Raw genomic sequence first — 25,360 nt, forward strand, 5'->3', positions numbered from 1 at the left:
TTGGCTGATAACTCAGTTGAGGGGCTGAAAGCCCGCTACGGGGATCGCTGGCGCTGGCTGGCGGTGGCCACGGTGATGATAGGCACCATGGCCACGGTGCTCAGTGCCACCGTGGTCAACGTAGCGTTGCACGACATCATGGTAGAGTTCGGCATTCGCCAGGGCCAGGTTCACTGGCTGGCAACGGGCTTTATCGCCGCCATGACCACCACCATGCTCGCCTCCTCCTGGCTGCTGGATCACTTCGGGGTTCGCAAGACCCTTGCCGTAGCCATGTTTCTCTTCACCCTGATTTCCGTTGCCGGTGGATTTGCCGAGACACCGGGCCAGCTCATCGCTGCCCGGATAGGACAGGGCGCCATGGCCGGCTTGATGCAGCCCATGGGCATGTACCTGGTGTTCCGGATTTTTCCACGCCATCGGCGAGGCCAGGCCATGGGAATCTATGGCATGGGGGTTATTCTGGCACCGGCTTTGGGGCCCGTGCTGGGGGGCTTCCTGGTTGATCAACTCGACTGGCGCTACGTGATGTTCGCGCCGGCGCCGGTAACACTGGTGGGTGTGCTGATGGCCTGGCGCTTTCTGCCATTGCCGGTCTCCCGGCCGGCGCCCTATCGGTTTGATCTCCCCGGGTTGTTACTGCTCGGCCTCACCATTGCCCTATCCCTGGACACCCTCAACCGACTGCAGCAGGCTTCGGGACAGCAGACGTGGATTATTGCTGAAGCATTGCTGGCCCTTTGCGGGCTGGTGCTCTTTGTGTTGCGTGAACGGCAGACTGCGCACCCGCTGGTGAATATCGGCTTGCTGCGCAAACCGACGTTCCTGTTCGCCTGCCTCGGGGCCATGGCACTGGGGCTGGCGCTGTTCGGATCCACCTATCTCATTCCGCTGTTTGTGCAGACAGCCCTCGGGTTCAGCGCGACAGAGGCCGGGTTACTTATGCTGCCGGCAGGGATTGTCCTGGGTATGACGTTCCCATTAGCCGGGCGGCTGGCGGACAGGCATAGCGCCAGGGTTCTGGTTGTCTTCGGGATTGGTGCATTTGCCCTGTCGGCCGTGCTGTTTGCGCTGTCTGACCTGACGCTGGCGTTCGGCTGGCTGGTGCTGTGGACGGTTTTGGGGCGCGTTGGTATTGGCTTCATGCTTCCGGCCCTTTCAACGGGCGCCTTGAACCCGCTGGAGCCGCAGGAGTTGGGCGCCGGCTCCAGCACCCTGAACTTCATGCGCCAGCTCGGGGGCGCCTTTGGTGTCAACCTCGTGGCCCTGACCATCGAATTCGGCGATCACAGTGCGGGTATGCCAACGATCAACGCGTTCCATTCCGCCTGGTGGCTGGTGGCCGCATTTGTGGCAGTCGCCGCGATTCCGGTTTGGAAGATGCGGGCCTAGGGTCTCGTCTGGTTGCGGCCTCGTTCCGAATTCATTAATATGCCCGCATCTCTTCAGGGGAGTAGCCTCCGAACCGGAACTGTCGGTCGGATGGTAGTCAACATACTTGGGGCCAAATCCCCATGGCTATCGTGTTTCACCGCCACACCGGTGAAATTGGCAAGACCTGAGGCGGTTTCACCTCCATAGGGCGGAAGGTGGGCTGCCTCATGTCTGTTATCCGCCCTGGAGTTTTTCATGGACGCTTTCCTCGCTTCTACGGTTGCCGTCGCCATAGCGGAAATAGGTGACAAGACCCAGCTGCTCTCGCTTTTCCTCGTTGCCCGATACGCTACTCGCCTGCCCATTATTCTCGGCATTTTTGTCGCGACGGTTCTCAATCACGCCCTATCGGCCTGGCTAGGTGCCTGGGTGGCGTCATTCATTCCACAAGCCTGGTTGCCCTGGATGCTGGCCATCAGCTTCGTTGCCATAGCACTCTGGCTGCTGGTGCCGGACAAGGATGACAGCGAAGACTCGAAGTTTCTGGGAATGGGGGCATTCATGGCCACCACCATCATGTTCTTCCTGGCGGAGATCGGCGACAAGACGCAGGTTGCAACCGTCGTTCTCGCCGCCCGCTTTACCGAAACCTTCTGGGTTATTCTGGGCACCACGGTGGGTATGCTGTTGGCCAACATACCGGTTATCATGGCAGGACGCTGGCTGATGGAACGGTTGCCCCTTGCCACAGCCCGGATTGGTGCAAGTGTTCTGTTCGTGGCGCTTGCCGTCGTAACAGTATGGGCGACCTATATGAACTCCTGAGGGTACTTGCTGTCACTGTACCCGGTTGCCTGATGCTTTCGGAATGTTTTCTATGTGGTTCAGATTCTTAGCGGTTTTTTCTCTGGCGCAGTTCCTGGTGTTCCCAACCGCAGGGTTGGCGGAACCTCTGGATGCTGCCAGCGATCCGGATACCCCGGAAGAGCCTGACAGAAGCCCTCGTGTGCCCACGTTCCCGGTTCAGGGTGACCTGGCAGGAGAGCTCGGGGTTTTTGAAACCCGTTATGAGGACACTTTTGCCGGCATAGGTAATCGATTGGCCATGGGGTATCTGGAACTGGTGAAGGCCAATCCCGGTGTGGATCCCTGGCTACCCGGAGAGGGCACCACTATCACTCTGCCGCGCCAGTATGTGCTGCCAGATGCCCGGCGCGAAGGCATCGTTATCAATCTCGCGGAGTACCGCCTGTATTACTTCACCGATGAAGGAGTGCAGGTGTACCCGGTAGGCGTTGGCACTGCGGAGAATCCCTCCCCGCTGACGGATGCAGAGGTCACCATGCCGCTGGAGTCCCCGGCCTGGTATCCGCCGGCGAGCATTCGGGCTGAGTACGAAGCCTCCGGTGAGTATCTGCCCCGAATGATTCCCCCAGGTCCCGGAAACCCGCTCGGCACCCACGCCCTGTTGCTGAGTGAAAAAGGCTATCTGATTCACGGTACCAACAAGAAATTTGGTGTGGGCATGCCGGTCAGTCATGGCTGTTTCCGGATGTACAACGAGGATATTTCCCGGTTCGTTTATCAGGTTGAAAAGGGCACGCCCGTTCAGGTCGTGCATGATGCCGTCAAGATCGGGTTCTCGGATGGTGAGGTCTGGCTTGAGGTGCACCGCCCCCATGAAGACTACCCCCGTGAGGATCGAGACCGTCTCTGGAAGCAGGTATTTGCGGAAGTTGAAGCCTTCCGCAGTCGGCATCCGGGCGTCGAGGTCAAGCGTGGTGCCATTGAGCTGGCAGTGGACCAGGCCGATGGACTGCCAACCATGATTGGTGAACGGGTCACCCGGATGGCCGCAGACAAGACCGTGGAAGAGAAATCGCCGGAATCGGCGAGCGAACCTGAGCAGCGGCTATACTTCTGAGCTAGTTGTCTGGGCAGGAGGGCCGTTTTGTACGGATAAAACCACGGCCACTGTGCCATCGTATATCCAGGTATTGATTTTATTCCGGTCCAGGGAGGCGTTATGCAGGCACACCGTCCCATGCGATCACAGAATCCCGTCCGTCTCCGGGCCTGGGCTATGGTTTTCCTCACAGGTGCACTGCTTGCACTGACGTCCCTGGCCCATCAGGTTTTTGCCCAGCAGGAATCCTCCGACACTGCTGTGGTGCTGACGGTTGAGGGGGCTATCGGCCCCGCGACCATGGATTACGTCACCCGGGGCATACGCCGGGCGGAATCCGAGGGTGCTGGTCTGGTGATTATCGAAATGGATACGCCCGGCGGCCTGATGGATTCCATGCGGGATATCATCAAGGTGATCCTGGCCTCCGACGTTCCTGTAGCGACCTATGTTTCCCCCCAGGGCGCCCGGGCGGCCAGCGCAGGCACCTACATTCTGTATGGCAGTCACATTGCTGCCATGGCGCCTGCAACCAACCTGGGGTCGGCCACGCCGGTCCAGATGGGCGGTCTGCCTGGTAGCCCGGAACCGGAGAGCGATCCGGCCTCAGGCGATCCGGAATCTGAGAGCGGTTCGGATTCCACCCCCGACTCGTCATCCGACAGTGACCAGCAAGCCAGCGATGACGACGGTAAACGTCGCGGCGGTACTGCCATGGAGCGCAAGGTTCTGGAGGACGCGGTCAGTTACATTCGTGGCCTGGCTGAACGCCACGGCCGTAATGCCGACTGGGCTGAAGAGGCCGTCCGTGAGGCTGTAAATCTTGGTGCCGAAGAGGCGCTTGAGAAGAACGTCATTGATGTGATTTCCCGCAACCTCCGGGACCTGTTGCAGCAGGTAGATGGTCGCACCGTTCGCATGGCGTCGGGCGACATGACCCTGAACACGGCCAGTCTGGAAATTGTCAGATCCCAACCGGACTGGCGCACCCGTCTGCTTTCCGTAATTACCAATCCGAACGTCGCCTATTTCCTGATGATTATCGGCTTCTACGGCATCATCTTCGAGCTGGCAAACCCGGGCGCGGTGGTGCCAGGTGTGATTGGTGCCATCTCGCTGATTCTTGCGCTTTTCGCTTTCCAGGTCCTGTCGGTGAATTACGCTGGCCTGGCGCTGATCCTGCTCGGGTTGGCGTTCATCGTGGGCGAAGCCTTTGTGCCCAGTTTCGGGATATTGGGGGTTGGCGGGATTGTCGCCTTTGTAACCGGCTCGATTATCTTGATGGACGGCAGTCACCGGGATATTTCCCTGCCGACTATCGGAGGCACCGCGGTCGTGGCTGCCGGGTTTATCCTCTGGACGGTGACCCGTTTCATTGGCCTGCGTCGACGGCATCCGGTCAGCGGCACCGAACAGCTTACCCATGAAGAAGGTGTGGCACTGGATAGTTTCTCGGGAGAGCATGGCCACTACCGCGGCCATGTCCGGCTCAGCGGTGAGCGTTGGAATGCCATCAGCGAAGAGCCCGTCAAAGAGGGCGACCGGGTTAACGTGACAGCAATAGAGGGTTTAACGGTAACTGTCAGGGTCATTCCGGACAACGGCTGACCCGACGGACAAAGAAACGGCAATACAAGGAGGCCGTATGATTGGCGATCTGATTCCCTATCTGGCACCCACGGTGGTGTTACTGCTGATTCTCGCTTCGGCCATCAAGATCCTGCCGGAGTACGAGCGTGGCGTTGTGTTCTTTCTCGGGCGTTTCCAGGGGGTTAAAGGCCCGGGCCTGATCATTGTTATTCCAGGCATTCAGCAGATGGTGCGGGTGGACCTGCGGGTAATCACCCTGGACGTGCCGAGCCAGGACGTCATTTCCCGGGATAACGTGACGGTACGGGTGAATGCCGTACTGTACTTCCGTGTGGTGGATCCCGAGCGGGCGATTATCCGGGTGGAGGATTTCAATTCCGCCACCAGCCAACTGGCTCAGACCACGCTGCGGTCGGTGCTAGGCAAGCATGATCTCGATGAAATGCTGTCGGAGCGGGACAAGCTGAATTCGGATATCCAGGAGATCATCGATGCCCAGACCGAGGAATGGGGCATCAAGGTGGCCAACGTGGAAATCAAGCACGTGGATCTCAACGAATCGATGATTCGTGCCATTGCCCGCCAGGCCGAGGCTGAGCGCGAGCGTCGTGCCAAGGTCATCCACGCCGAGGGCGAATTGCAGGCGTCCAAGAAACTGGTGGAAGCGGCGGATGTCATGTCTACCAACTCTGGTTCCATGCAGTTGCGTTACCTGCAGACCCTGGCGGATATGAGCAATACCAACTCATCCACCATTGTATTCCCGCTGCCAATGGAGTTGATGACCACGTTCCTGAAGGAAAACAAGCCCTTTACGCCGGACAAACCCGAACCGGAAAAGCCCGAGCCCGGGGCATAAAAAAAGGCCGGCAATGCCGGCCTTTCTGTTACGTCTCAGCCTTATTTCTGGCTGGCACGCTCGAGCATACGCTTGGCACGCTCGTTTGCTTCGTCGGCAGCTTTCTGGGCTGCACGAGCAGCGGCCAGAGCTTCTTCTGCAGTCTGCTGGGCAGTACGTGCAGAGCTGGCAGCGCTGTTAGCGGTGTTCAGTGCATTTTCAGCAGTGCGCTCAGCAGAGCTGGCGGTTGCATTCGCTTCGTCGATGGCGCCCTGGTCAGTAGTGGCACAACCTGCAGTCAGAGCTGTAGCCAGTGCAATCCCGGCGATCGTCAGTTTACGCATTGTAAATCCCCTTATTGGTCGAGTTATTTCCTGTGATCCGAAAGTCAGTATAGACGACTTCCTGTCAACCTGCGCAGCAACGTTTGTCAGGCAATGACTACCGGAGTCGTTAAACAGTGTAAAACACTGTAAGCGGGAATGTTAACTGGAGATACGTAAATTTGCTAAGCATATGACAACAACTTAATACTGCTGTCAGATTTGACTCAGGGATGAATGCTGATAGGGGTTCCGTTGGACACCAGCTGCCAGATTTCATCCATCTCGTCGTTGGTTACGGCAATGCAGCCATCGGTCCAGTCCAGACCGGTATAGGCAAAGGCCATGTCGCCCACGTTATTGGGCAGGCCATGAATCATGATGCTGCCACCGGGGTCCAGGCCCCACGCCGACGCCAGCTCACGGTCCCGCTCGCTGGGATAGGAAATGTGGATGGACTTGTAGAAATCGCTTTCGGCATTGCGCCAGTCCAGGGTGTAGTCGCCTTCGGGGGTGCGCTCGTCGCCTTCATACAGCTTGTGACCTTCCGGGTTGTCGCCCAGGGAAATCCGGTAGCTGCGAACCACGTCCTCACCGTCCATCAGGTACAGGCGGCGCTCTCCCTTGCGAACGACCACCTTGCTGACACTCTGAATATCCGCGGGCTTATACATGGTGGCAGCCGGCATTCGGGTGTCGGCCTTGGCCAGCAGCTCGGTGGCGAAAGTGCTCGGAGCAACTGCCAGGCAGAGCAGGGCGAGAGTGGATAGCAGGGCGCGGAAAATGCTCATGTCCTTAACTTACCAATGATTAATCTTTGTACAGGCGTTTTATACCATAGCCCGCAAGGGATCTGTTAAGGGGTTTTGTTAACTTTTTTGGCTATCTGGTTCGCTCTTCAGACATTTTGTGAACTGTCCATCTTCAAGCCCACCTTGGTGACCTTGTCGGCGCTGGTGGCCCTGGCAACCAGTGTTACCGGCCCAAGGGTGACCACGTCACCGACAACCGGGTGCCCCTTGGTGCGTTTTGCAAAGCACTCGGCCAGGGAGAGTTCCGGGGGCAGGTCGTCAAACTCAATGCCGTAAACCTGCTCGACATCGCCAAGCAAGGCATCGCCGTTGAGCACGAAATCACCAAAGAATGCCCGCTCGGCAAGGTACTTGGGTGCGTGCCGGCCGCTAAGCGCCTTGCCCAGTTCCGGCAATACACTGGGGGTCGCGAACATGGCAACCATATCCCCACTGGACACCTCCAGATCGGCTTTCGGCTGTAAACAGACCCGGTTGCGGAATACGCCGGCCACAGCGGTGTTCTCCGGAAAACGCAGCTGCCCCAGCCGGCGCGGGGTTTCCCAGCTTTCGCCCCGGAGCGGGAACAGCATCAATTCGTGGTCGCCTGCAGCCGGGGCATCCAGGGGCAGCCTCCGATAGGGGTCTTCGCCGGCAGGGACTTCCAGACGAAGTTTCCGGGCCAGGGGTGTCATGGTGGTGCCCTGAACCAGGAGAGAGACCAGGACGATAAAGAAAGCCGCGTGGAAGACCAGTTGCGCTTCCGGCAAGTCCGCGATGATCGGGAACAGGGCCAGTACGATCGGCACCGCGCCCCTGAGGCCGACCCAACTGATAAAACCCAACTCGCGACGGTTGAAGGCAAACGGCCATAAGGTAAGCATGACCGTAAGCGGACGGATGATGAAGATCAGGGCAAGGGCCAGTATCAGCCCTCCGCCAGCCAGCGGAATCAGATCCGACGGGGTTACCAGTAGCCCCAGCATCAGGAACAGGCACAACTGGGCCAGCCAGGCCAGGCCATCGTGGACTTGAAGGATCATCGGCATCATCCGGACATGACGGTTACCGATCACCACTCCGGTCAGGTAAATGGCCAGAAATCCGCTGCCGCCAAGGGCGTTGGTGGCGGAAAACACCGAAATGCCTGCAGCCGCCACCAGCAAAGGGTACAGGGATGGCGTCAGGCGGATACGATTGGCCAACTCCACCACGGCAAAACCGCCGATGATGCCGGCAACCGCGCCGATGCCAAATTGTTGCACCAGCATGGAAAGGGCGGCCCAGCCCGCGTGGTCGCCGTCGTTACCAATCAGCGTGACCAGCATGAGGGTCAGGAAAATCGCCATGGGGTCGTTACTGCCGGATTCGATCTCCAGGGTGGCACTGACCCGTTCGTTCAGGTGCAGGCCGCGGCCCTGAAGCAGGGAAAACACGGCGGCGGCATCGGTGGATGAGATGATGGCGCCGATCAACAAAGCGGTGAGCCAGTGCAGGTCGAACACCCACCATGCGACAACCGCGGCACCAGCGGCGGTCATTGCAACACCAAGAGTGGCCAGTATCAGCGCGGGTTTCAGGCCCACTCGGAAGGTTTCCGCCCGGGTACGCATGCCACCGTCCAGCAGGATCACGCCCAGAGCCAGGTTGGCGATCAAAAAGGCCAGCTCGAAATCGTCGAACTGGATACCACCTGGCCCATCCTCACCCATCATCATGCCCACGACGAGGAAGATAAGCAGCACAGGCATGCCCACCCGGCTGGAAAGCGGGCTGAGCACGATACTGATGACCAGCATCAGGGCGCCAATCAGGGTCAGGGTGGGGTCCATTGTTGCTCCAGACAGAATGCTTGCCCATTGCCGGGCTGACCGCTTATATTGCTGTCGCGATCATTTTTTTGCGGGTGTAGTTCAATGGTAGAACGGCAGCTTCCCAAGCTGCATACGAGGGTTCGATTCCCTTCACCCGCTCCAATTCTTATCTTCTCATACTCCCCTGCTTCATCCGTAATATCTTTTGCATCATACGTTTGCGCGTTTAACCGTTGATTCCGCGGTTCGGTTTGCGCAATCCCGGGCCCGTTGCTAGCTTTTAATACAGGTATCCAATACGGCAGCTGTGTGCTGTCGAGGGGAAACTGCATGGCTGAAAGTGCGGCAAATGGCATTGCCGAATACTGGGCTACCGGCTTTTTCATCCTGGCGGTAGCGGGCCTATGCGCCTTCATGGTGGGCGCGTCCAGTCTTTTGGGTGGCCGCAGTCGCGGTATCAGCAAATCTCTTCCCTTCGAATCGGGCATCGTCGGCGCCGGCAGTGCCCGCCAGCGGTTTTCCGTTCAGTTCTACCTGGTGGCAATGCTGTTTGTCATCTTCGACATTGAAGCGGTTTTTCTCTTTGCCTGGGCCATCGTCATCCCGGATGTTGGCTGGACGGGTTTCTGGGGAGCCGCTGTATTCATCTTCGTCCTGCTTGCCGGGCTCGTTTACGACAGTCGAACTGGCGCCCTTGACTGGGCGCCCGACCAAAGCCCGGCACGCAAGCGCGGCGCATAGAAGCACACTCTCCGGGTCTCCGGATTCTGCGGAATCGGGAGAGAAATGGGGTTGTGTGACCAGAAAGGGAGGTTTTCATGGCCTATACCCTGACCAGGGCCGAGGGTCCTGCGGAAGGCAATACCCGTTATCCGGTTGATCGGCGTCAGAGGGTCGAGGACCCGGTTAAACAGCAGCTCGAACGCAACGTTTTTACCGGCAAACTGAGCGAGGTGCTGAATTCCGCGGTCAACTGGGGTCGCAAAAATTCCCTCTGGCCCTACAACTTCGGGCTGTCCTGTTGCTATGTGGAAATGACCACCGCCTTTACCGCGCCCCACGATATTGCCAGGTTCGGCTCAGAGGTAATCCGGGCCTCCCCCAGGCAGGCAGATTTCATGGTGATTGCCGGCACCTGCTTCATCAAGATGGCGCCGGTGATCCAGCAGCTTTACGACCAGATGCTGGAGCCGAAATGGGTGATATCCATGGGGTCCTGTGCCAACTCCGGCGGTATGTACGACATCTACTCGGTGGTCCAGGGGGTGGATAAATTCCTGCCGGTTGATGTGTATGTGCCCGGCTGTCCACCCCGTCCGGAGGCCTTTTTGCAGGGTTTGCAGCTGTTGCAGGACTCCATCCAGGAGGAACGCCGGCCATTGTCCTGGGTGGTGGGTGACCAGGGCGTTTACCGGGCCGAGATGCCCTCGCAGAGAGAGAAATGGCGGGATCAGCGAATCCAGGCCACGGAATTGAGGAGCCCAGACAAGCTTTAAAGTTGCTTGCCGTCGTTTACAACTGATTGTCAGGAGTCAAACCACGAGCATGAGCAGTAGCGCAGATAATGTCGATATTGAGCTGGTCGAAGCCCTGCAACGGGACTTCGGCGAGGCTGTGCTGTGCTGCCAGCAGACCCGTACCGGCATGCCTGTGCTCTGGGTGCTGCGTGCGGCACTGACCGATATTCTGGGTTACCTCAAGCAACTGGGTGCGCCTTACGATCTTTTGTACGACTTGTCGGCGACAGATGAGCGGCTGCGTGGCAATCGTCAGGGCTTGCCGGATTCGGATTTCACCGTTTTCTATCAGCTGATGTCCATTAACCGCAATCGGGACATCATGCTCAAAGTCGCTCTGGCCGAGGAAGACCTGAGCGTCCCCACCGCTACCGGGGTGTTTCCGGCGGCCAACTGGTATGAGCGGGAAGTCTGGGACATGTTCGGCATCAGCTTTTCCTGCCACCCGCATCTTGAACGCATTCTGATGCCGCCCACCTGGACGGGACACCCCCTGCGCAAGGATTACCCCGCCCGGGCAACGGAATTCGACCCCTACACGCTCACGTTGGAGGGCCAGGAGACCGAGCAGGACGCCCTCCAGTTCGTACCCGAAGCCTGGGGCATGGCCAGAGAGCGGGACGGCGCGGAGTTCATGTTCCTGAATCTTGGTCCCAACCACCCCTCCGCCCATGGTGCCTTCCGTATTGTGCTGCAACTGGATGGTGAGGAAATTATCGACTGCGTCCCGGATATCGGCTATCACCACCGGGGTGCGGAGAAAATGGCCGAGCGCCAGTCCTGGCACAGCTTCATCCCCTACACCGACCGCATTGATTACACGGGCGGGGTGATGAATAACCTGCCCTATGTGCTGGCGGCCGAAAAGCTGGCCGGCATCGAGGTGCCGGACCGGGTGAAGACGATTCGGGTGATGATGGCGGAAATGTTCCGCATTAACAGCCACCTGCTGTTTCTCGGGACCTACCTGCAGGACCTGGGTGCCATGACGCCGGTGTTCTACACCTTCAGCGACCGTCAGCGTGGCTACAAGGTGATTGAGGGAATCACCGGCTTCCGAATGCATCCGGCCTGGTACCGTATCGGCGGTGTGATGCAGGATCTGCCCCAGGGCTGGGAGAAACTGGTGCAGGAATTCCTCGACTGGATGCCCCCCCGTCTGCGGGAATACGAGCGGGCCATGATGGAAAACGCTCTGGTTCGGGACAGGACCCGCAACGTGGCCGCCTTTGATACCGTCCAGGCGCTGGCCTGGGGTGTCACCGGCCCGAATCTGCGGGCCACCGGGTGCAATTTCGATCTGCGCAAACAGCGCCCCTATTCCGGTTACGACAACTTCGAATTCGAGGTGCCCCTGGGTGACCGCGGTGATGTCTTCGACCGGGGCCAGCTCCGTATCGAGGAAATGCGCCAGAGCCTTCGGATTATCCAGCAATGCGTGGATCACATGCCGGCCGGGGACTATAAGGCGGACCACCCGCTGACCACACCGCCACCCCGTGAACGGATGCTGGAACACATTGAAACCCTGATCACCCACTTTCTGCAGGTGTCCTGGGGGCCGGTGCTCAAACCCCAGGAGTCGATGCAAATGGTGGAAGCCACCAAGGGCATCAACAGTTACTACCTGACCAGTGATGGCAACACCATGAGTTACCGGACCCGGATCCGGACACCCAGTTTCCCTCACCTTCAGCAGATTCCCAGCGTGATGCGCGGCGGCTTCGTGCCGGACCTGATCGCCCACCTGGGCAGCATCGATTTCGTAATGGCCGACGTGGACCGATGACGATGGAAACGACACCGACACTACAGACCATCACCACCGACGGCTTCCGGCTCCATCCGGAGGACGAAGCCGCCATGCGCGCGGAGGCCAGCCACTACGAGCAGCCCCAGGCCGCGTGCATTGAAGCGTTGAAGATCGTCCAGCGTCGCCATGGTTGGGTCCCTGATGATGCGATTCCTGCCATTGCCCGGGTGTTGGGCGTGGGGCCGGCCAGTGTCGAAGGCGTGGCCACCTTTTACAGCCTGATCTTCCGGCAGCCGGTTGGGCGTCATGTCATCCTGGTGTGTGACAGCAGCTCCTGTTTCCTGACCGGTTCCGACCAGCTGCGGGAGAAGCTGACGGACAGGCTCGGTATTGGCCTGGGCCAGACCACGCCCGACGGCCGCTTCACCCTGCTGCCGGTTTGCTGCCTGGGCGCCTGCGATGGCGGGCCAGCCATGATGATCGGCGACGATGTCTATGGCCCCGTGGATGAAGAGGATCTGGCGGACATTCTGGAGGGTTACCCGTGAACAGCCAGCGCCAGTCCCCACTGTACAGAAGCCGTCTGCTGCAACCGGGTGCCGATCGGTCGCCGGACACCCATCCGCTGACCTGGCGACTGCGGGATGATGGTCAGGTGGTGGGCCTGAAAGAGTACGAATCGAAAGAAGGCTATCGGGCAGTCTCTCAGGTTCTGAACGGACACGATCCCGGCGCTGTCATCGCCGCCATGAAGGAGGCCAATGTTCGGGGTCGCGGTGGTGCGGGCTTCTCCGCCGGCCTGAAATGGAGCCTCACCTTGCAGGGGGACGACATTCCCCGGGGCTACATCGTCTGCAATGCCGATGAGATGGAGCCGGGTACCTTCAAGGATCGCCTGCTCATGGAGCAGCAACCTCATCTGTTGATTGAGGGCATGATCCTGGCGGCCTTCGCCAACAACGCCCGATACGGCTACATCTTCTTGCGCGGAGAGTACGTCGAGTCGGCCAGGGTTCTCACCGCGGCCCTTGCCGAAGCCCGGGAAGCCGGCTGGCTTGGCCCGGACATTGCCGGCAGCAGCTTCGATTTTGATATTGCCCTGCACACCGGGGCCGGGCGCTACATCTGTGGCGAGGAAACCGCCCTGCTCAACTCGCTGGAAGGCCACCGGGCCAATCCCCGGGCCAAGCCTCCGTTTCCCGGCCAGTCCGGGGCCTGGGGTAAACCCACGGTTGTGAACAACGTGGAAACCCTGTGCAACGTGCCGGCCGTGATGCTTCGTGGCGCGGAGTGGTATCAGGGGTTGTCCGGGGATCGCACCGATGACGGCGGAACCAAACTCTACGGCGCCTCCGGGCTGGTGAACCGCCCCGGACTCTGGGAATTGCCCATCGGCACCACCGGCCGGGAGCTGCTGGAACTGGCCGGCGGCCTGCGAGAGGGCAGGAAGCTGAAGGCCTGGCTGCCCGGGGGCGCCAGTACCGGCTTCCTTTTGCCGGAACACCTGGATCTGCCCCTGGATTTCGACACTGTGGGCAAGGAAGGCAGCCGCCTGGGTACCGGCCTGATTACGGTGGTGACCGAGGATCAGAGCATGGTCGCGCTGATGCGCAACCTGGAAGAGTTCTTTGCCCGCGAGTCCTGCGGCTGGTGCACGCCCTGCCGGGATGGACTGCCCTGGACAGTGAAGCTGTTGCTGGCCCTGGAGCGGGGCGAGGGTGAAGCCGGCGATGTGGAGCTGCTGGACAAGCTGGCGGCCGACTGCGGCCCGGGCCTCACCTTCTGCGCCCATGCGCCCGGCGCGGCCATGCCCCTTCAGACCGCGCTCCGGCATTTCCGGCGTGAATTTGAGCAGGGCGTGCGCTATCCGAGGGGGAAGGCCCATGCCGATCCGATACCGGCGGGGGGGAGTATGAAACGATCACTGGCGGCGAACAGGGAGTAAACTGGCACCATGGCAACCATCCACGTGGACGGCCAGAGCTACGAGGTGAACGGGGCAGACAACCTGCTTCAGGCCTGCCTGTCCCTGGGCCTGGATATCCCTTATTTCTGCTGGCATCCGGCCATGGGCAGTGTCGGTGCCTGCCGCCAGTGTGCCGTGCGCCAGTACAAGGACAGCGAGGACGACAGGGGCATGCTGGTGATGTCATGCATGACGCCGGCCGCCGATGGCACCCGCATTGATATTGAGGATGAAGAAGCCCGCGCCTTCCGGGCCAGCGTGGTGGAGTGGCTGATGATCAACCACCCCCACGACTGCCCGGTGTGCGAGGAAGGCGGCCACTGCCACCTGCAGGACATGACCGTGATGACCGGCCACGATCGCCGCCGTTACCGGTTCCGCAAGCGCACCCGTCGCAACCAGTACCTGGGCCCTTTCATAGCCCACGAGATGAACCGCTGTATCACCTGTTACCGCTGTGTGCGCTTTTACAATGACTACGCAGGCGGGACTGACCTGGGGGCCTTCGGTTCCAAGGACAATGTCTACTTCGGACGGCACCAGGAAGGCACCCTGGAAAGTCGCTTCGCCGGCAACCTGACCGAAGTCTGCCCGACCGGTGTCTTCACCGACCAGAGCCACTCCGATCATTACACCCGCAAGTGGGACCTGCAGTTCGCGCCGGGCATCTGCCACCAGTGCGCGGTGGGGTGCAACATAAGCCCGGGCGAACGCTACGGCGAAATCCGGCGGATCGAGAACCGCTACCACGGTGAGGTAAACGGGTTTTTCCTGTGTGATCTGGGCCGTTTCGGCTATGGCTATGTAAACCGGCAGGATCGGCCCAGAGTACCTGAGTTCCGGTCGGGCAAGGAGTGTGAACAGGGGGGTGAACAGAAGCGTGAACCGGCGCAGGAGCCGGAGCAGCTCGGGGTGGATACGGCCCTGGCCCGGATAACGGAGACTCTGCGCCACGCCCGGCGGGTCATCGGCATAGGTTCGCCCCGGGCCAGCCTGGAAAGCAATCATCAGCTCCGGGAATTGGTGGGTGAGGCCAACTTTTCCACCGGCATCAATGAGAACGAGCAGACCTGCCTCGACCTGATGGATGAACAGGGCCGCAGTTGCGGGCTGTCAGCGCCCACCCTGCGAGACCTGGAAGGGCACGATGCCGTGCTCCTGCTTGGCGAAGACCCCATGGAAAGCGCAGCGCGGCTTGGTCTTTCCATTCGTCAGGCGATTACCTCGCCGCCGGCGGAGTACGCGGCCAGGCTGGGTATTCCCCGCTGGCATGCCGATGCCATGAAAACCCTGGCCCAGGATCATCGCCAGCCGCTGTTTATTGCCTATCCGGCTGAAACCGAGCTGGACACCCTTGCCCGGAGCCGTCTGGCGCTTGCCCCTGAGGACATCGCCCGGCTCGGATTTGCGGTGGCCCACGCCATCGATCCGACCGCCCCGGACGTGCCCGATCTCGACGCGACGCTGCGGTCCCGGGCCTCCGAGATTGCCCGCGCATTGCTGGCCGCTGAACGGCCGCTGGTGGTCAGCGGTGGGGCGCTGAATTCCCCGGCCATCATCCGGGCTGCCGGCAACATTGCCCGGGCATTGGCCCGACGCGCCAAACGGGGCGGGCTGCTGTTTGTTCGCCGGGAAGTGAACAGCACCGGTCTGGCATTGCTGGGCGGTCAGCCCCTGGAGTGGGCGCTCGACCAGCTTGTAGACGGAAGCGCCGATGCGGCGGTGATTCTGGAAAATGACCTTTATCAGCGCCTGCCGGAAGCCCCGGTGGACGCGGCCCTGGCGAGGGTGGAAGCGCTGGTGGTGCTGGACCATCAGCGCACGCCCACGCTGAACCGCGCAACCTTCTCGCTGCCGGCAGCCAGCTTTGCCGAGGGTGATGGCACTCTGGTCAATCTGGAGGGGCGGGCCCAGCGCTTCTTCCAGGTATTTGAGCCGGGCTATCTTCGCCCGGAAGCCCGGATTCACGAAAGCTGGCGTTGGCTGCACGGTCTCTCGGCCAAACTGAACGGCGAGATACCGGGGGACATCACCCTCGACCAGGTAACCTTGGCCTGCAGCCGGGCCTGCGCGGATCTTGCATTGATTACCGCGGCCGCCCCTGATGCCGGTTTCCGCATCGAGGGTCTGCGGCTGGCCCGGGAACCCCATCGATACAGCGGCCGGACGTCCATGCGTGCCGACCAGAGTGTCAGCGAGCCACGGGTACCCCAGGATCCGGACACCGCACTGGCCTTTTCCATGGAGGGGTACAGCGGTTTCCGGCATCCTCATCAGCAGGTGCCCTTTGCCTGGGCGCCAGGCTGGAATTCGCCCCAGGCCTGGAACAAATTCACCGATGAAGTTGGTGGCCATTTGCGCGGGGGCGACCCGGGTATCCGGATACTTAATCCCCGGCCCGGCCAGTATCACTACGAGCATGATATCCCGGCGGCCTTTCAGCCGTCGGACACCGATTACCGCGCCATCGTTCTGCCCCGCCTCTTCGGCGGCGAGGAAACCTCGGCCCTGGCAGAGCCCATTCGCCGGCGGATGGAGACACCGGTGCTGCTGCTTTCGGAAGCCGACGCCACTTCACTGGGGGCCGAGCTGGGCGGGCTGGTCACTGTCACTGGCGAGCAGGCTTGCGTGACGCTGCCGGCCCGTGTCCAGGCGGACTGGCCCCGGGGGCTGGTGGGCCTGCCGGCCGGCAGTGTTCCGATGGGTATCGCTGATGGTCCGGTCACGCTGACCGCGGGGCCGGGTTCCACGCCGACGCCCGGCGAGGAGGTGCGTCCATGAGCTGGCTGACACCGGAATGGCAGACCATTCTCTGGGCCATGTTCCAGGCCCTGGTGATTCTGCTGGGCGCGGTGCTTCTGGGCGCTGCCCTGACCATTGTCGAGCGTCGCCTGCTGGGGCTCTGGCAGGACCGCTATGGTCCCAACCGGGTCGGGCCGTTCGGCACCCTTCAGCTGGTAGCGGACATGATCAAGATCTTCTTCAAGGAAGACTGGATTCCGCCGTTCGCCGACCGGCCACTGTTCCTGTTGGCGCCGGTGATTGCCTTTGCCTCCCTGCTGCTCTCTTTCATCGTGATTCCGATTACACCCGGGTGGGGCATTGCGGACCTGCACATCGGATTGCTGTTTTTCCTGGCCATGGCAGGCATCAATGTCTACGCGGTGCTGCTGGGGGGCTGGGCCAGTGGCAACAAATACGCGCTGCTGGGGGCCATGCGCTCGTCCGCCCAGACGGTTTCCTATGAGGTATTCATGGGGCTGTCACTGATGGGCGTGGTCGCCCTGGCAGGTTCCTTCAACATGCGGGAGATCGTCGCCGCCCAGGAAGGCTTGTGGTTCGTCGTGCCCCAGTTCTTTGGCTTCTGTACCTTCCTGATTGCCGGTATCGCAGTCACCCACCGCCACCCCTTTGACCAGCCGGAGGCGGAGCAGGAGCTGGCGGACGGTTATCATATTGAATACTCGGGCATGAAGTTCGGGCTGTTTTTCATTGGCGAGTACGTGGGCATGGTTCTGGTGTCTGCGCTGATCGTCACCCTGTTCTTTGGTGGCTGGCACGGCCCCTGGTTGCCGCCGGTGCTCTGGTTTGCGATCAAGACCGGCTTCTTCCTGCTGTTGTTCATCCTGCTGCGGGCCTCCCTGCCCAGACCCCGCTATGACCGGGTGATGAACTTTGGCTGGAAGGTATGCCTGCCCCTGACCCTGATCAATCTGCTGGCAACCGGCGCGGTGGTACTGCTGGTTGCCCCGGAAGGCTGAGGAGGACCCCGTTATGGAGAAGGAAAAGGTCCCGTTCATAAAGTCCGTGCTCTGGCTGGTGCCGGCGACATGGAGCCAGCTGCGAACCCTCGGCATGGTGTTCATGCACAGTTTCCGCAAGCGGGAGACGGTCAACTACCCGGAAGAGGCGGTCTACCTGCCGCCCCGTTACCGGGGCCGCATCGTGCTGACCCGGGATCCGGACGGCGAAGAACGCTGCGTGGCCTGCAACCTGTGCGCGGTGGCCTGCCCGGTCGACTGCATTTCCCTGCAGAAGGGCGAGCAGGAAGACGGGCGCTGGTACCCGGAGTTCTTCCGGATCAACTTTTCCCGCTGCATTTTCTGCGGCATGTGTGAGGAGGCCTGTCCCACCTCGGCGATCCAGCTGACGCCGGACTTCGAGATGGGCGAGTACGACCGGCAGCAGCTGGTCTATGAGAAAGAGGACCTGCTGATCAACGGCCCGGGCAAGGATCACGATTACCACTTCTACAAGGTGGCCGGCATGGCCATCGGCGGCAAGGACAAGGGCCAGGCTCTGAACGAAGAGGAGCCTGTGGACGTGCGTTCCCTGTTGCCATAAAGCGGGAGGTAAAGACCCATGGAACTGGCGTTTTATCTGAGTGGCCTGGTGGCGGTACTGGCGACGGTCGGTGTGATTACCGGCAGCAATCCGGTGCATGCCGTGGTGTATCTGATCGTCTCGCTGATTGCCGTTGCCCTGGTGTTCTTCGCCCTCGGGGCGCCCTTTGCCGGCGCGCTGGAAATCATCGTCTACGCTGGTGCCATCATGGTCCTGTTCGTGTTTGTGGTGATGATGCTCAACCTCGGCCCGGACCAGGACAGCGACGACGCAGGCTGGCGCCATCCCAGGCACTGGCTGGGCCCCTCGGCTCTTGCCCTGGTGCTGCTGGGCGTGCTTTTCCACCTGATTGCCGGGGGCGAAATGGCCAGGGTCATTGATGGCGAACTGCTGACCGCGCGGGCGGTAGGGCTGACTCTCTTCGGGCCCTGGCTGATGGTAGTGGAACTGGCGGGCCTTTTGTTGCTGGGGGCGCTGGTAACTGCCTCCCATGTGGGGCGTCGGTGGAATCCGTTGCGGCAAAGGAGGCGGCCCTGATGGCGGGTATCCCCATGGAGCACGGCCTGATTCTGGCTGCCGTCCTGTTTGTGCTGGGCCTGGTGGGCCTGATGCTGCGCCGTAACATGTTGTTTGTACTCATGAGTCTTGAGGTGATGCTGAACGCAGCGGCACTGGCGTTCGTGGTCGGCGCCACGGCCTGGAACCAGCCCGATGGCCAGGCCATGTTCCTGCTGGTGATCACCCTGGCAGCCGCCGAAGCGGCCGTGGGCCTGGCGCTGATGATTCAGCTCTTTCAGCGGGCCAGGTCCCTTAATCTCGATCTGGTCAGCAGGATGCGCGGATGATGGAGCTGGCGGTTACTCTGTCGTTTGTCATGCCGCTGGTGGGCACCCTGGTGCTGGCCCTTTCCGGCGGTCGCCTGGGGCCCAAGGTCGGCGCGGTCATCGGCGTTGCCAGTGTCGGCCTCGCTGCCCTGGCGACGGCCTGGGCCATTGCGCTTTATGCGGGCGGCGATGGTGCCGTTCATTTCACGCTCTGGACCTGGATCCAGGTTGGCGCATTCCAGCCAACGATCGGTCTGGCGGTGGATGCCCTGGCCCTGGTGATGATGGCCGTGATTACCGGCGTCGGTTTCTTCATCCATCTGTTTGCGGTCTGGTACATGGGCGGTGAGGCCGGCGTTACCCGATTCTTCGCCTGGATGAACCTGTTCGTATTCAGCATGCTCATCCTGGTACTCGGGGACAACCTGCTGCTGCTGTTCCTTGGCTGGGAAGGGGTTGGTCTGTGCAGTTATCTGCTGATCGGCTACTACTACCAGGACAGTGCCAACGGCCGGGCAGCGTTCAAGGCCTTTTTGGTCACGCGCATCGGCGACGTGTTCCTGGCTCTGGGGCTGTTCCTGATCTTCCGGGACCTTGGCACCCTGGATATCCAGCAGGTGATGGTCCGGGCCGCCGAGGTCTGGTCAGTGGGCGACCCCACGGCAACCCTCGTTGCCTTGCTGGTACTGGGCGGAGCCCTCGGTAAATCCGCCCAGGTGCCGCTGCACACCTGGCTGCCGGACGCCATGGCGGGGCCGACGCCGGTCTCGGCGCTGATCCACGCCGCTACCATGGTCACGGCCGGGGTTTACCTGATTGCCCGGCTCAACGGTGTCTTCCTGCTTGCGCCGGACGTCTTGTGGCTGGTCGGGGTGATCGGTGCCGTCTCGTTGCTCCTGGCGGCGTTCGCGGCCCTGGCCCAGACCGATATCAAGCGGGTGCTGGCCTACTCCACCATGAGCCAGATTGGTTACATGTTCCTGGCCCTCGGGGTCGGCGCCTTCGATGCCGCCATTTTTCACCTGGTCACCCACGCGTTTTTCAAGGCGCTGCTGTTCCTGTCGGCCGGTGCGGTGATTACCAGTTGCCATCACGAGCAGGACATGGCGAATCTCGGGGGGCTCAGAAAGCGCCTGCCTGTGGCCTATGCCGGTTTCCTGGTGGGCGGTTCTGCGCTGGTGGCCCTGCCGCTGGTAACGGCGGGGTTTTACAGCAAGGACGAGATTCTCTGGCAGGCCATGGCGGCAGACCAGCAGGGGCTTCTTCTGGCGGGGCTCCTGGGCGCGTTCCTGACCTGCCTGTATACGGTTCGACTGATTCTCGGCACTTTCCACGGCGACTGCGGCAGCGACAAGGCCCGGAACGCGGAACCGGGCAGCCATCTGCTGACCCACCACCTGCCCCTGGCGGTGCTGGCGGTGCTGTCCACCTTTGTGGGCGCCATGCTCTATCCCCACCTTGGCGGCCTGTTCCCGGTGGCACCCGGTGAGCGAACCGACGCGGGCCATACCTTGTTGCAGCTGCTGGCCAGTGGCACCGTGATTGCCGGTCTTGCGGTGGCGGGCTGGCTGTTCGTGAAGCGGCGCGACTGGCTACGCGAGCAGGTCACCAGTGGCCCGGGCGCCTTCCTCTGGACTCTCTGGCACCGGGCCTGGGGGTTCGATGCGCTGTATGACCGGCTGCTGGTTCGGCCGTGGCAGTTGCTGGTGCGCATGCTCCGCCATGACCTGATCAATCTCACCATCAACCTGTTGGCAGTGCTCGCCCGTTTGCTCAACAGCGGTCTGGTGCGCGCCCAGAATGGCCGGATTCGGAGCTACGCCACGGCCATGATTGTGGGGGCAACCCTGATTCTGCTGGCTCTGGCCATCGGCCCGGGAGGTGTCGCGTGATCCTGGTGTGGTTGATCGTGATTCCGTTTCTGGGTGGTCTGCTGTGCTGGCAGGCGGATCGCTGGGGTGAGCAGGCACCGCGCTGGATTGCCCTGGGGACCATGCTGTTTGTTCTGGTGATCAGCCTCTGGCTCTGGGTAACCGGCGATTTTGCCCTGCCCTCGGGAGCGGACACGCCCTGGCTGCTGGAATGGCGGGCCGACTGGATTCCCCGGTTCGGCATTGAAATCCATCTGGCCATGGATGGACTCTCGCTCATTCTGGTCGCGCTCACGGGCTTTCTCGGCGCCCTTGCAGTGCTCTGCTCCTGGCATGAAATCGGGCACCGCATCGGCTTTTTCCACCTCAACCTGCTGTGGATCCTTGGCGGTGTGGTCGGCGTGTTCCTGGCCCTGGATCTGTTCCTGTTCTTCCTGTTCTGGGAAATGATGCTGGTGCCCATGTACTTCCTGATCGCGCTCTGGGGGCACAGCGGTTCGGCCGGCCAGACCCGCATTCGGGCCGCCACGCGTTTCTTTATCTACACCCAGGCCAGTGGCCTGCTGATGCTGGTGGCGATCCTGGCGCTGGTGTTTATCCATTTCGGCAACACTGGCGAGCTTTCGTTCAGCTACGAGGTTCTGCTCAATACCGAGGTGCCGGAGGCCATCGCTCCCTGGCTGATGCTGGGCTTCTTCGTGGCGTTTGCGGTAAAACTGCCGGTGGTGCCTTTCCACGGCTGGCTGCCCGATGCTCATGCCCAGGCGCCCACGGCGGGCAGTGTGGATCTGGCGGGCATACTGTTGAAAACGGCCGCCTACGGCATGCTGCGTTTTGCACTGCCATTATTTCCGGAAGAGTCTGCTGCCTTCGCCCCGGTGGCCATGGTGCTCGGGCTGGTAGGCATCGTTTACGGTGCCGTTCTGGCCTGCGGTCAGCAGGACATCAAGCGGCTGATCGCCTACACCAGCATCTCCCACATGGGCTTTGTCCTGATCGCCATCTACTCCGGCTCGGAACTGGCCATCCAGGGTGCGGTGGTGCTGATGGTGGCCCACGCGTTCTCTTCCGCTGGCCTGTTTATCCTCAGCGGCCAGCTTTATGAGCGCATCCATACCCGGGATATGCGCATCATGGGTGGGCTCTGGGGCCGGGTACCGACGTTGCCCGGGTTTACGCTGTGTTTTGTCGCTGCGTCCCTGGGGATGCCGGCCACTGCCAATTTCGTGGGTGAGTTCATGATTCTGTTCGGCACCTTCCCGAGCGCGCCGGTGGTGGTGATTATTGCCAGTACGGGGTTGGTGATGGCCGCCATTTATTCGCTGATCCTGATGCAGCGGGTACATTTCGGGCCCGCTTATCGTGACGGCGCGCTCGCCGGCCCGGACTGGCGTGAGTACGGCATGATGCTGGCCCTGTTGGCCCTGGTTCTGCTCATCGGGCTTTACCCGCAACCATTGCTGGATACCACGACTGGCATGTCCGGTCGCGTGGTAGAACTGTTTGCTAGTGGTGTTCAGAGCCTGGCGGCCACCGCAGGGGAGGTGCGCTGATGCTGACAGCAGCGGACCTTTTGACATTGCTGCCATTGATCATCGTGGGCACGACCGCGGTGGTTGCCATGCTGGTCATTGCCTGGCAACGCCATCATGCCGTTACGGCCCTGATCGCCGGTGCCGGCCTGATATTGGCACTCCTGATGTTACCGGTCGCATCCACAGGCTCCCCACCGCTCATGGAAGTGGATGGACTGGCCCTGATGGCTGCGACGCTGATTCTTCTGTCGGCCCTGGTTACTGTAATCCTGAGTCATCACTACCTCACCGGCTACATCGGTCCGCAGGAGGAATTCTACCTCTTGTTGTTGTGCGCCACGGCAGGTGCCCTGGGACTGGTGGCAAGCGACCACCTGGCCATGCTGTTCATCAGCCTGGAACTGCTGTCGATGCCCCTGTACGGCATGCTTGCCTACAGCTTCCGGGCGGAACGGTCGCTGGAAGCGGGCATCAAGTATTTGCTGTTGTCGGCCGCTGCCACCGCCTTCCTGCTGTTTGGCATGGCGCTGATCTATGCCCGCACCGGCTACCTCGATCTGACGGGGATCGCGGGCGCACTGGGTGGCGCTCCTGATATCTGGATGCTGGCCGGCGGCGCGCTGATGCTGGTGGGTCTGGGTTTCAAACTGTCGGTGGTGCCGTTTCATCTGTGGACGCCGGATGTTTACCAGGGTGGCCCGGCGCCGGCCACGATTTTCCTGGCTACGGTCAGCAAGCTGGCGGTCTTCGTGGTGCTGTTGCGGCTGGTACTGGCGGCGCCGGTTTTCCAGAGTGACTGGTTGCAAACGGTGATCACGGTGCTGGCGCTGGCGACCATGCTGGGGGGAAATCTGCTGGCGCTGTTCCAGTCGAACCTCAAGCGTCTACTGGGCTATTCGTCCATTGCCCATTTTGGCTACCTGCTGGTAGCCATCGCCGTAGGCAACGCACTGGCCGTCGAAATCACCGGGGTTTATCTGGTGACCTATCTGGTGACGACGCTAGCGGCATTCGGCGTGGTGGCTCTTGTCTCCAGCCCGTTCGGAGGCGAGGACGCTGATGGCTTACCGCTCTATCGCGGCCTGTTCTGGCGGCGTCCATACCTGGCGGCGGTGATGACGGTCAGTTTCCTGTCGCTGGCTGGGATTCCCCTGACCGCCGGATTTATCGGCAAGTTCTATGTCATTGCGTTGGGTGTCGCCGACAGCCGGTGGTGGCTGGTGGGCGGTGTTGTCGCCGGCAGTGCTATTGGTCTGTATTACTACCTGCGGGTGATGGTGACCCTGTATCTGCCCGAACCGGGGATGCGGCGCCGGGATGTAACCAACGACTGGGGCAGCCGCCTTGGCGGCATGACCCTCGTCACCCTGGCGGTTGTCATTCTGGTACTGGGCATCTACCCCGCCCCGATGATCGACTGGGTGCAGGGGCTGAGCGTCAGTGCAGCTTCAGTCTCGGATGCATGGCGCGGCTGATCCGGTCCATCAGCCAGATGATCCCGGTGCGGAACATGCCGTGCAGAGCCACCTGATGCATCCGATAGAGGGACAGATAGAACAGCCGGGCCACCTTGCCCTCGATGTACATACTGCGGCCGGACAGATTGCCCATCAGATTGCCAACGGTGGTGTAACGGCTGAAATTGATGAGCGAACCGTGGTCGTTGTAGACGAAGGGCACCGCCTCGCCCTTGTCCAGGCGGTTGCAGAGAGTCTTGAACAGGGTGTCGGCCTGCTGGTGCGCAGCCTGGGCCCGGGGTGGTACCGGCCGGTCGGAATCCGGCTGCGGGCAAGCGGCGCAGTCGCCAAAGGCAAAGATGTCCGCATCCTGGGTGGTTTGCAGGGTCTGTTCCACCACCAGCTGATTGCTCCGGTTCACTTCCAGGCCCTCAAGCTCGGCCAGGAACGCCGGAGCCTTGATGCCCGCTGCCCAGATGGTCATTTCCGAGGCTAATTCGGTGCCGTCTTTCATCACAACCGTATTCGGCCGTACCTCACTGACTGGCTGGCCGGTCAGTACGTTCACCCGCTGGTGTTCCAGCTCCCGTGTGGCCGCTGCAGACAGCCGGCCCGGCAGGGCCGGAAGAATGCGGTCGGCGGCCTCAATCACGGTAATCGAAACGTCTGAGGGCTGGAGATGGTTCATGCCGTATACCGGCAGCTCCCGGGACGCCAGCCGCAGTTCTGCTGCCAGTTCCACTCCGGTGGCACCGGCTCCGATAATGCTGATATTCAGGGTGTGTTCAGCACCCTGCAACGCCTCATGATTCTTGCGCAGAAAGGCATTGAGCATGAGGTTGTGGAAACGCCTGGCCTGCTTGAGGCTGTCCAGGAACAGGCAATTGTCCTGAGCGCCAGGGGTGCCGAAATCGTTGGCGGTGCTGCCCACGGCAATCACCAGTGTGTCGTACTGGATGTGCCGCTCGGGAACCACTTCTGTGCCATCGACATCGTGAAACGGGGCAATGACCACTTGTTTGTTCTGGCGGTCCAGACCGCTCATACGGCCCAGCTGGAATTCGTAATGGTGCTTGCGGGCATGGGCGCGGTAGTTGATCTCGTTGGCGCTGGCATCCAGAGAGCCGGAGGCCACTTCGTGCAAGAGGGGCTTCCAGACGTGGGTCAGGCCGGCATCCACCAGCGTGATCCTGGCCTTGCGTTTTTTACCCAGTTTGTTGCCAAGGCTGGTAACCAGTTCGAGACCGCCGGCGCCACCGCCGACCACAACAATGTGATGAAGGTTTTCCATACCAATCAGACCTGTAAGTGAAGAGAGCCAAACACTCTTCGGGCGAGAATGCTTGGCTGTCCTCACTGGTAACCAGACTTGCAGCCGGGGTTGGGCAAGGAAACAAGGCAGGGTCTGAGCCGGGTGCTAATGTTAACGCGGCCCGGGCTGTGGGCACAATTCTACG

Annotated in this window: 22 protein-coding genes and 1 tRNA gene; 19 read left to right on the forward strand and 4 right to left on the reverse strand. The window is 61.2% G+C overall.

The genetic code is table 11. The features are described 5' to 3' along the window. From ACO06L_RS14585 to ACO06L_RS14605, 5 genes are all read left to right on the forward strand, one after another. On the forward strand, nucleotides 1–1,392 hold the full coding sequence (locus ACO06L_RS14585; protein ID WP_202346305.1) for a DHA2 family efflux MFS transporter permease subunit: 1,392 nt from the start codon (nucleotides 1–3) through the stop codon (nucleotides 1,390–1,392). A gap of 237 nt (nucleotides 1,393–1,629) precedes the next feature. Next, nucleotides 1,630–2,199 (forward strand): TMEM165/GDT1 family protein, encoded by a 570-nt coding sequence (locus ACO06L_RS14590; protein ID WP_202346306.1) that lies wholly within the window; start codon nucleotides 1,630–1,632, stop codon nucleotides 2,197–2,199. Between the two features lie 52 nt (nucleotides 2,200–2,251). Then, nucleotides 2,252–3,298 (forward strand): L,D-transpeptidase family protein, encoded by a 1,047-nt coding sequence (locus ACO06L_RS14595; RefSeq protein WP_202346307.1) that lies wholly within the window; start codon nucleotides 2,252–2,254, stop codon nucleotides 3,296–3,298. 102 nt (nucleotides 3,299–3,400) lie between these two features. Then, nucleotides 3,401–4,888: an NfeD family protein gene (locus ACO06L_RS14600; protein ID WP_202346308.1), complete on the forward strand. Its 1,488-nt coding sequence runs from the start codon at nucleotides 3,401–3,403 to the stop codon at nucleotides 4,886–4,888. Between the two features lie 37 nt (nucleotides 4,889–4,925). Next, nucleotides 4,926–5,729: a slipin family protein gene (locus ACO06L_RS14605; RefSeq protein WP_202346309.1), complete on the forward strand. Its 804-nt coding sequence runs from the start codon at nucleotides 4,926–4,928 to the stop codon at nucleotides 5,727–5,729. Nucleotides 5,730–5,770: 41 nt separating this feature from the next. On the opposite strand, the gene ACO06L_RS14610 is transcribed toward ACO06L_RS14605, so the two are convergent. The 3 genes from ACO06L_RS14610 to ACO06L_RS14620 form a co-directional block, all read right to left on the reverse strand. Beyond that, entirely contained in the window at nucleotides 5,771–6,052 is a 282-nt protein-coding gene (locus tag ACO06L_RS14610) for an Lpp/OprI family alanine-zipper lipoprotein (RefSeq protein WP_064229359.1), read from the reverse strand. Between the two features lie 206 nt (nucleotides 6,053–6,258). Beyond that, entirely contained in the window at nucleotides 6,259–6,822 is a 564-nt protein-coding gene (locus tag ACO06L_RS14615; protein WP_202346310.1) for a L,D-transpeptidase family protein, read from the reverse strand. 107 nt (nucleotides 6,823–6,929) lie between these two features. Further along, a complete protein-coding gene (locus ACO06L_RS14620) occupies nucleotides 6,930–8,654 on the reverse strand; it encodes a potassium/proton antiporter (RefSeq protein WP_064229357.1) in 1,725 nt (574 codons plus the stop codon). A gap of 70 nt (nucleotides 8,655–8,724) precedes the next feature. Between ACO06L_RS14620 and ACO06L_RS14625 the strand changes: the two genes are divergently transcribed. From ACO06L_RS14625 to nuoN, 14 genes are all read left to right on the forward strand, one after another. After that, nucleotides 8,725–8,798, forward strand: a tRNA-Gly gene (locus tag ACO06L_RS14625). A gap of 168 nt (nucleotides 8,799–8,966) precedes the next feature. Continuing rightward, on the forward strand, nucleotides 8,967–9,377 hold the full coding sequence (gene ndhC, locus ACO06L_RS14630) for an NADH-quinone oxidoreductase subunit A (RefSeq protein ID WP_064229356.1): 411 nt from the start codon (nucleotides 8,967–8,969) through the stop codon (nucleotides 9,375–9,377). Nucleotides 9,378–9,454: 77 nt separating this feature from the next. Then, nucleotides 9,455–10,132 (forward strand): NuoB/complex I 20 kDa subunit family protein, encoded by a 678-nt coding sequence (locus ACO06L_RS14635; protein ID WP_202346311.1) that lies wholly within the window; start codon nucleotides 9,455–9,457, stop codon nucleotides 10,130–10,132. A gap of 49 nt (nucleotides 10,133–10,181) precedes the next feature. Beyond that, nucleotides 10,182–11,942, forward strand: a complete 1,761-nt coding sequence (gene nuoC / locus ACO06L_RS14640) for an NADH-quinone oxidoreductase subunit C/D (protein ID WP_202346312.1) — start codon at nucleotides 10,182–10,184, stop codon at nucleotides 11,940–11,942. Beyond that, nucleotides 11,939–12,454: an NADH-quinone oxidoreductase subunit NuoE gene (gene nuoE, locus ACO06L_RS14645; RefSeq protein WP_202346313.1), complete on the forward strand. Its 516-nt coding sequence runs from the start codon at nucleotides 11,939–11,941 to the stop codon at nucleotides 12,452–12,454. The genes nuoC and nuoE overlap by 4 nt, the downstream gene beginning before the upstream one ends. Continuing rightward, nucleotides 12,451–13,851 (forward strand): NADH-quinone oxidoreductase subunit NuoF, encoded by a 1,401-nt coding sequence (gene nuoF / locus ACO06L_RS14650; RefSeq protein WP_202346314.1) that lies wholly within the window; start codon nucleotides 12,451–12,453, stop codon nucleotides 13,849–13,851. The genes nuoE and nuoF overlap by 4 nt, the downstream gene beginning before the upstream one ends. Nucleotides 13,852–13,860: 9 nt before the next feature. Further along, complete coding sequence (gene nuoG / locus ACO06L_RS14655; RefSeq protein WP_202346315.1) at nucleotides 13,861–16,653, forward strand: NADH-quinone oxidoreductase subunit NuoG; 2,793 nt, start codon at nucleotides 13,861–13,863, stop codon at nucleotides 16,651–16,653. Further along, nucleotides 16,650–17,633, forward strand: a complete 984-nt coding sequence (nuoH, locus tag ACO06L_RS14660; RefSeq protein WP_064229351.1) for an NADH-quinone oxidoreductase subunit NuoH — start codon at nucleotides 16,650–16,652, stop codon at nucleotides 17,631–17,633. The genes nuoG and nuoH overlap by 4 nt, the downstream gene beginning before the upstream one ends. Before the next feature lie 13 nt (nucleotides 17,634–17,646). Next, complete coding sequence (nuoI, locus tag ACO06L_RS14665; protein ID WP_064229350.1) at nucleotides 17,647–18,216, forward strand: NADH-quinone oxidoreductase subunit NuoI; 570 nt, start codon at nucleotides 17,647–17,649, stop codon at nucleotides 18,214–18,216. An 18-nt stretch (nucleotides 18,217–18,234) separates the two neighbouring features. Continuing rightward, the gene (nuoJ, locus tag ACO06L_RS14670) at nucleotides 18,235–18,753 is read left to right on the forward strand and encodes an NADH-quinone oxidoreductase subunit J (RefSeq protein ID WP_202346316.1); all 519 of its coding nucleotides are present in this window, start codon (nucleotides 18,235–18,237) and stop codon (nucleotides 18,751–18,753) included. Beyond that, nucleotides 18,753–19,061 (forward strand): NADH-quinone oxidoreductase subunit NuoK, encoded by a 309-nt coding sequence (nuoK, locus tag ACO06L_RS14675; RefSeq protein ID WP_202346317.1) that lies wholly within the window; start codon nucleotides 18,753–18,755, stop codon nucleotides 19,059–19,061. The genes nuoJ and nuoK overlap by 1 nt, the downstream gene beginning before the upstream one ends. Continuing rightward, on the forward strand, nucleotides 19,058–20,932 hold the full coding sequence (nuoL, locus tag ACO06L_RS14680) for an NADH-quinone oxidoreductase subunit L (RefSeq protein WP_413816170.1): 1,875 nt from the start codon (nucleotides 19,058–19,060) through the stop codon (nucleotides 20,930–20,932). The genes nuoK and nuoL overlap by 4 nt, the downstream gene beginning before the upstream one ends. After that, entirely contained in the window at nucleotides 20,929–22,464 is a 1,536-nt protein-coding gene (nuoM, locus tag ACO06L_RS14685) for an NADH-quinone oxidoreductase subunit M (protein WP_202346318.1), read from the forward strand. The genes nuoL and nuoM overlap by 4 nt, the downstream gene beginning before the upstream one ends. Continuing rightward, the gene (gene nuoN / locus ACO06L_RS14690; protein WP_413816171.1) at nucleotides 22,461–23,921 is read left to right on the forward strand and encodes an NADH-quinone oxidoreductase subunit NuoN; all 1,461 of its coding nucleotides are present in this window, start codon (nucleotides 22,461–22,463) and stop codon (nucleotides 23,919–23,921) included. Before nuoM ends, nuoN begins: the two co-directional genes overlap by 4 nt. Here the strand turns inward: nuoN and ACO06L_RS14695 are convergent. Beyond that, a complete protein-coding gene (locus ACO06L_RS14695) occupies nucleotides 23,884–25,194 on the reverse strand; it encodes an NAD(P)/FAD-dependent oxidoreductase (RefSeq protein ID WP_202346320.1) in 1,311 nt (436 codons plus the stop codon). The two genes, nuoN and ACO06L_RS14695, sit on opposite strands and share 38 nt — an antisense overlap. Nucleotides 25,195–25,360: the final 166 nt, after the last annotated feature.

Origin of the sequence: Marinobacter sp. (assembly GCF_965229985.1) — a bacterium.
GTDB lineage: Bacteria > Pseudomonadota > Gammaproteobacteria > Pseudomonadales > Oleiphilaceae > Marinobacter.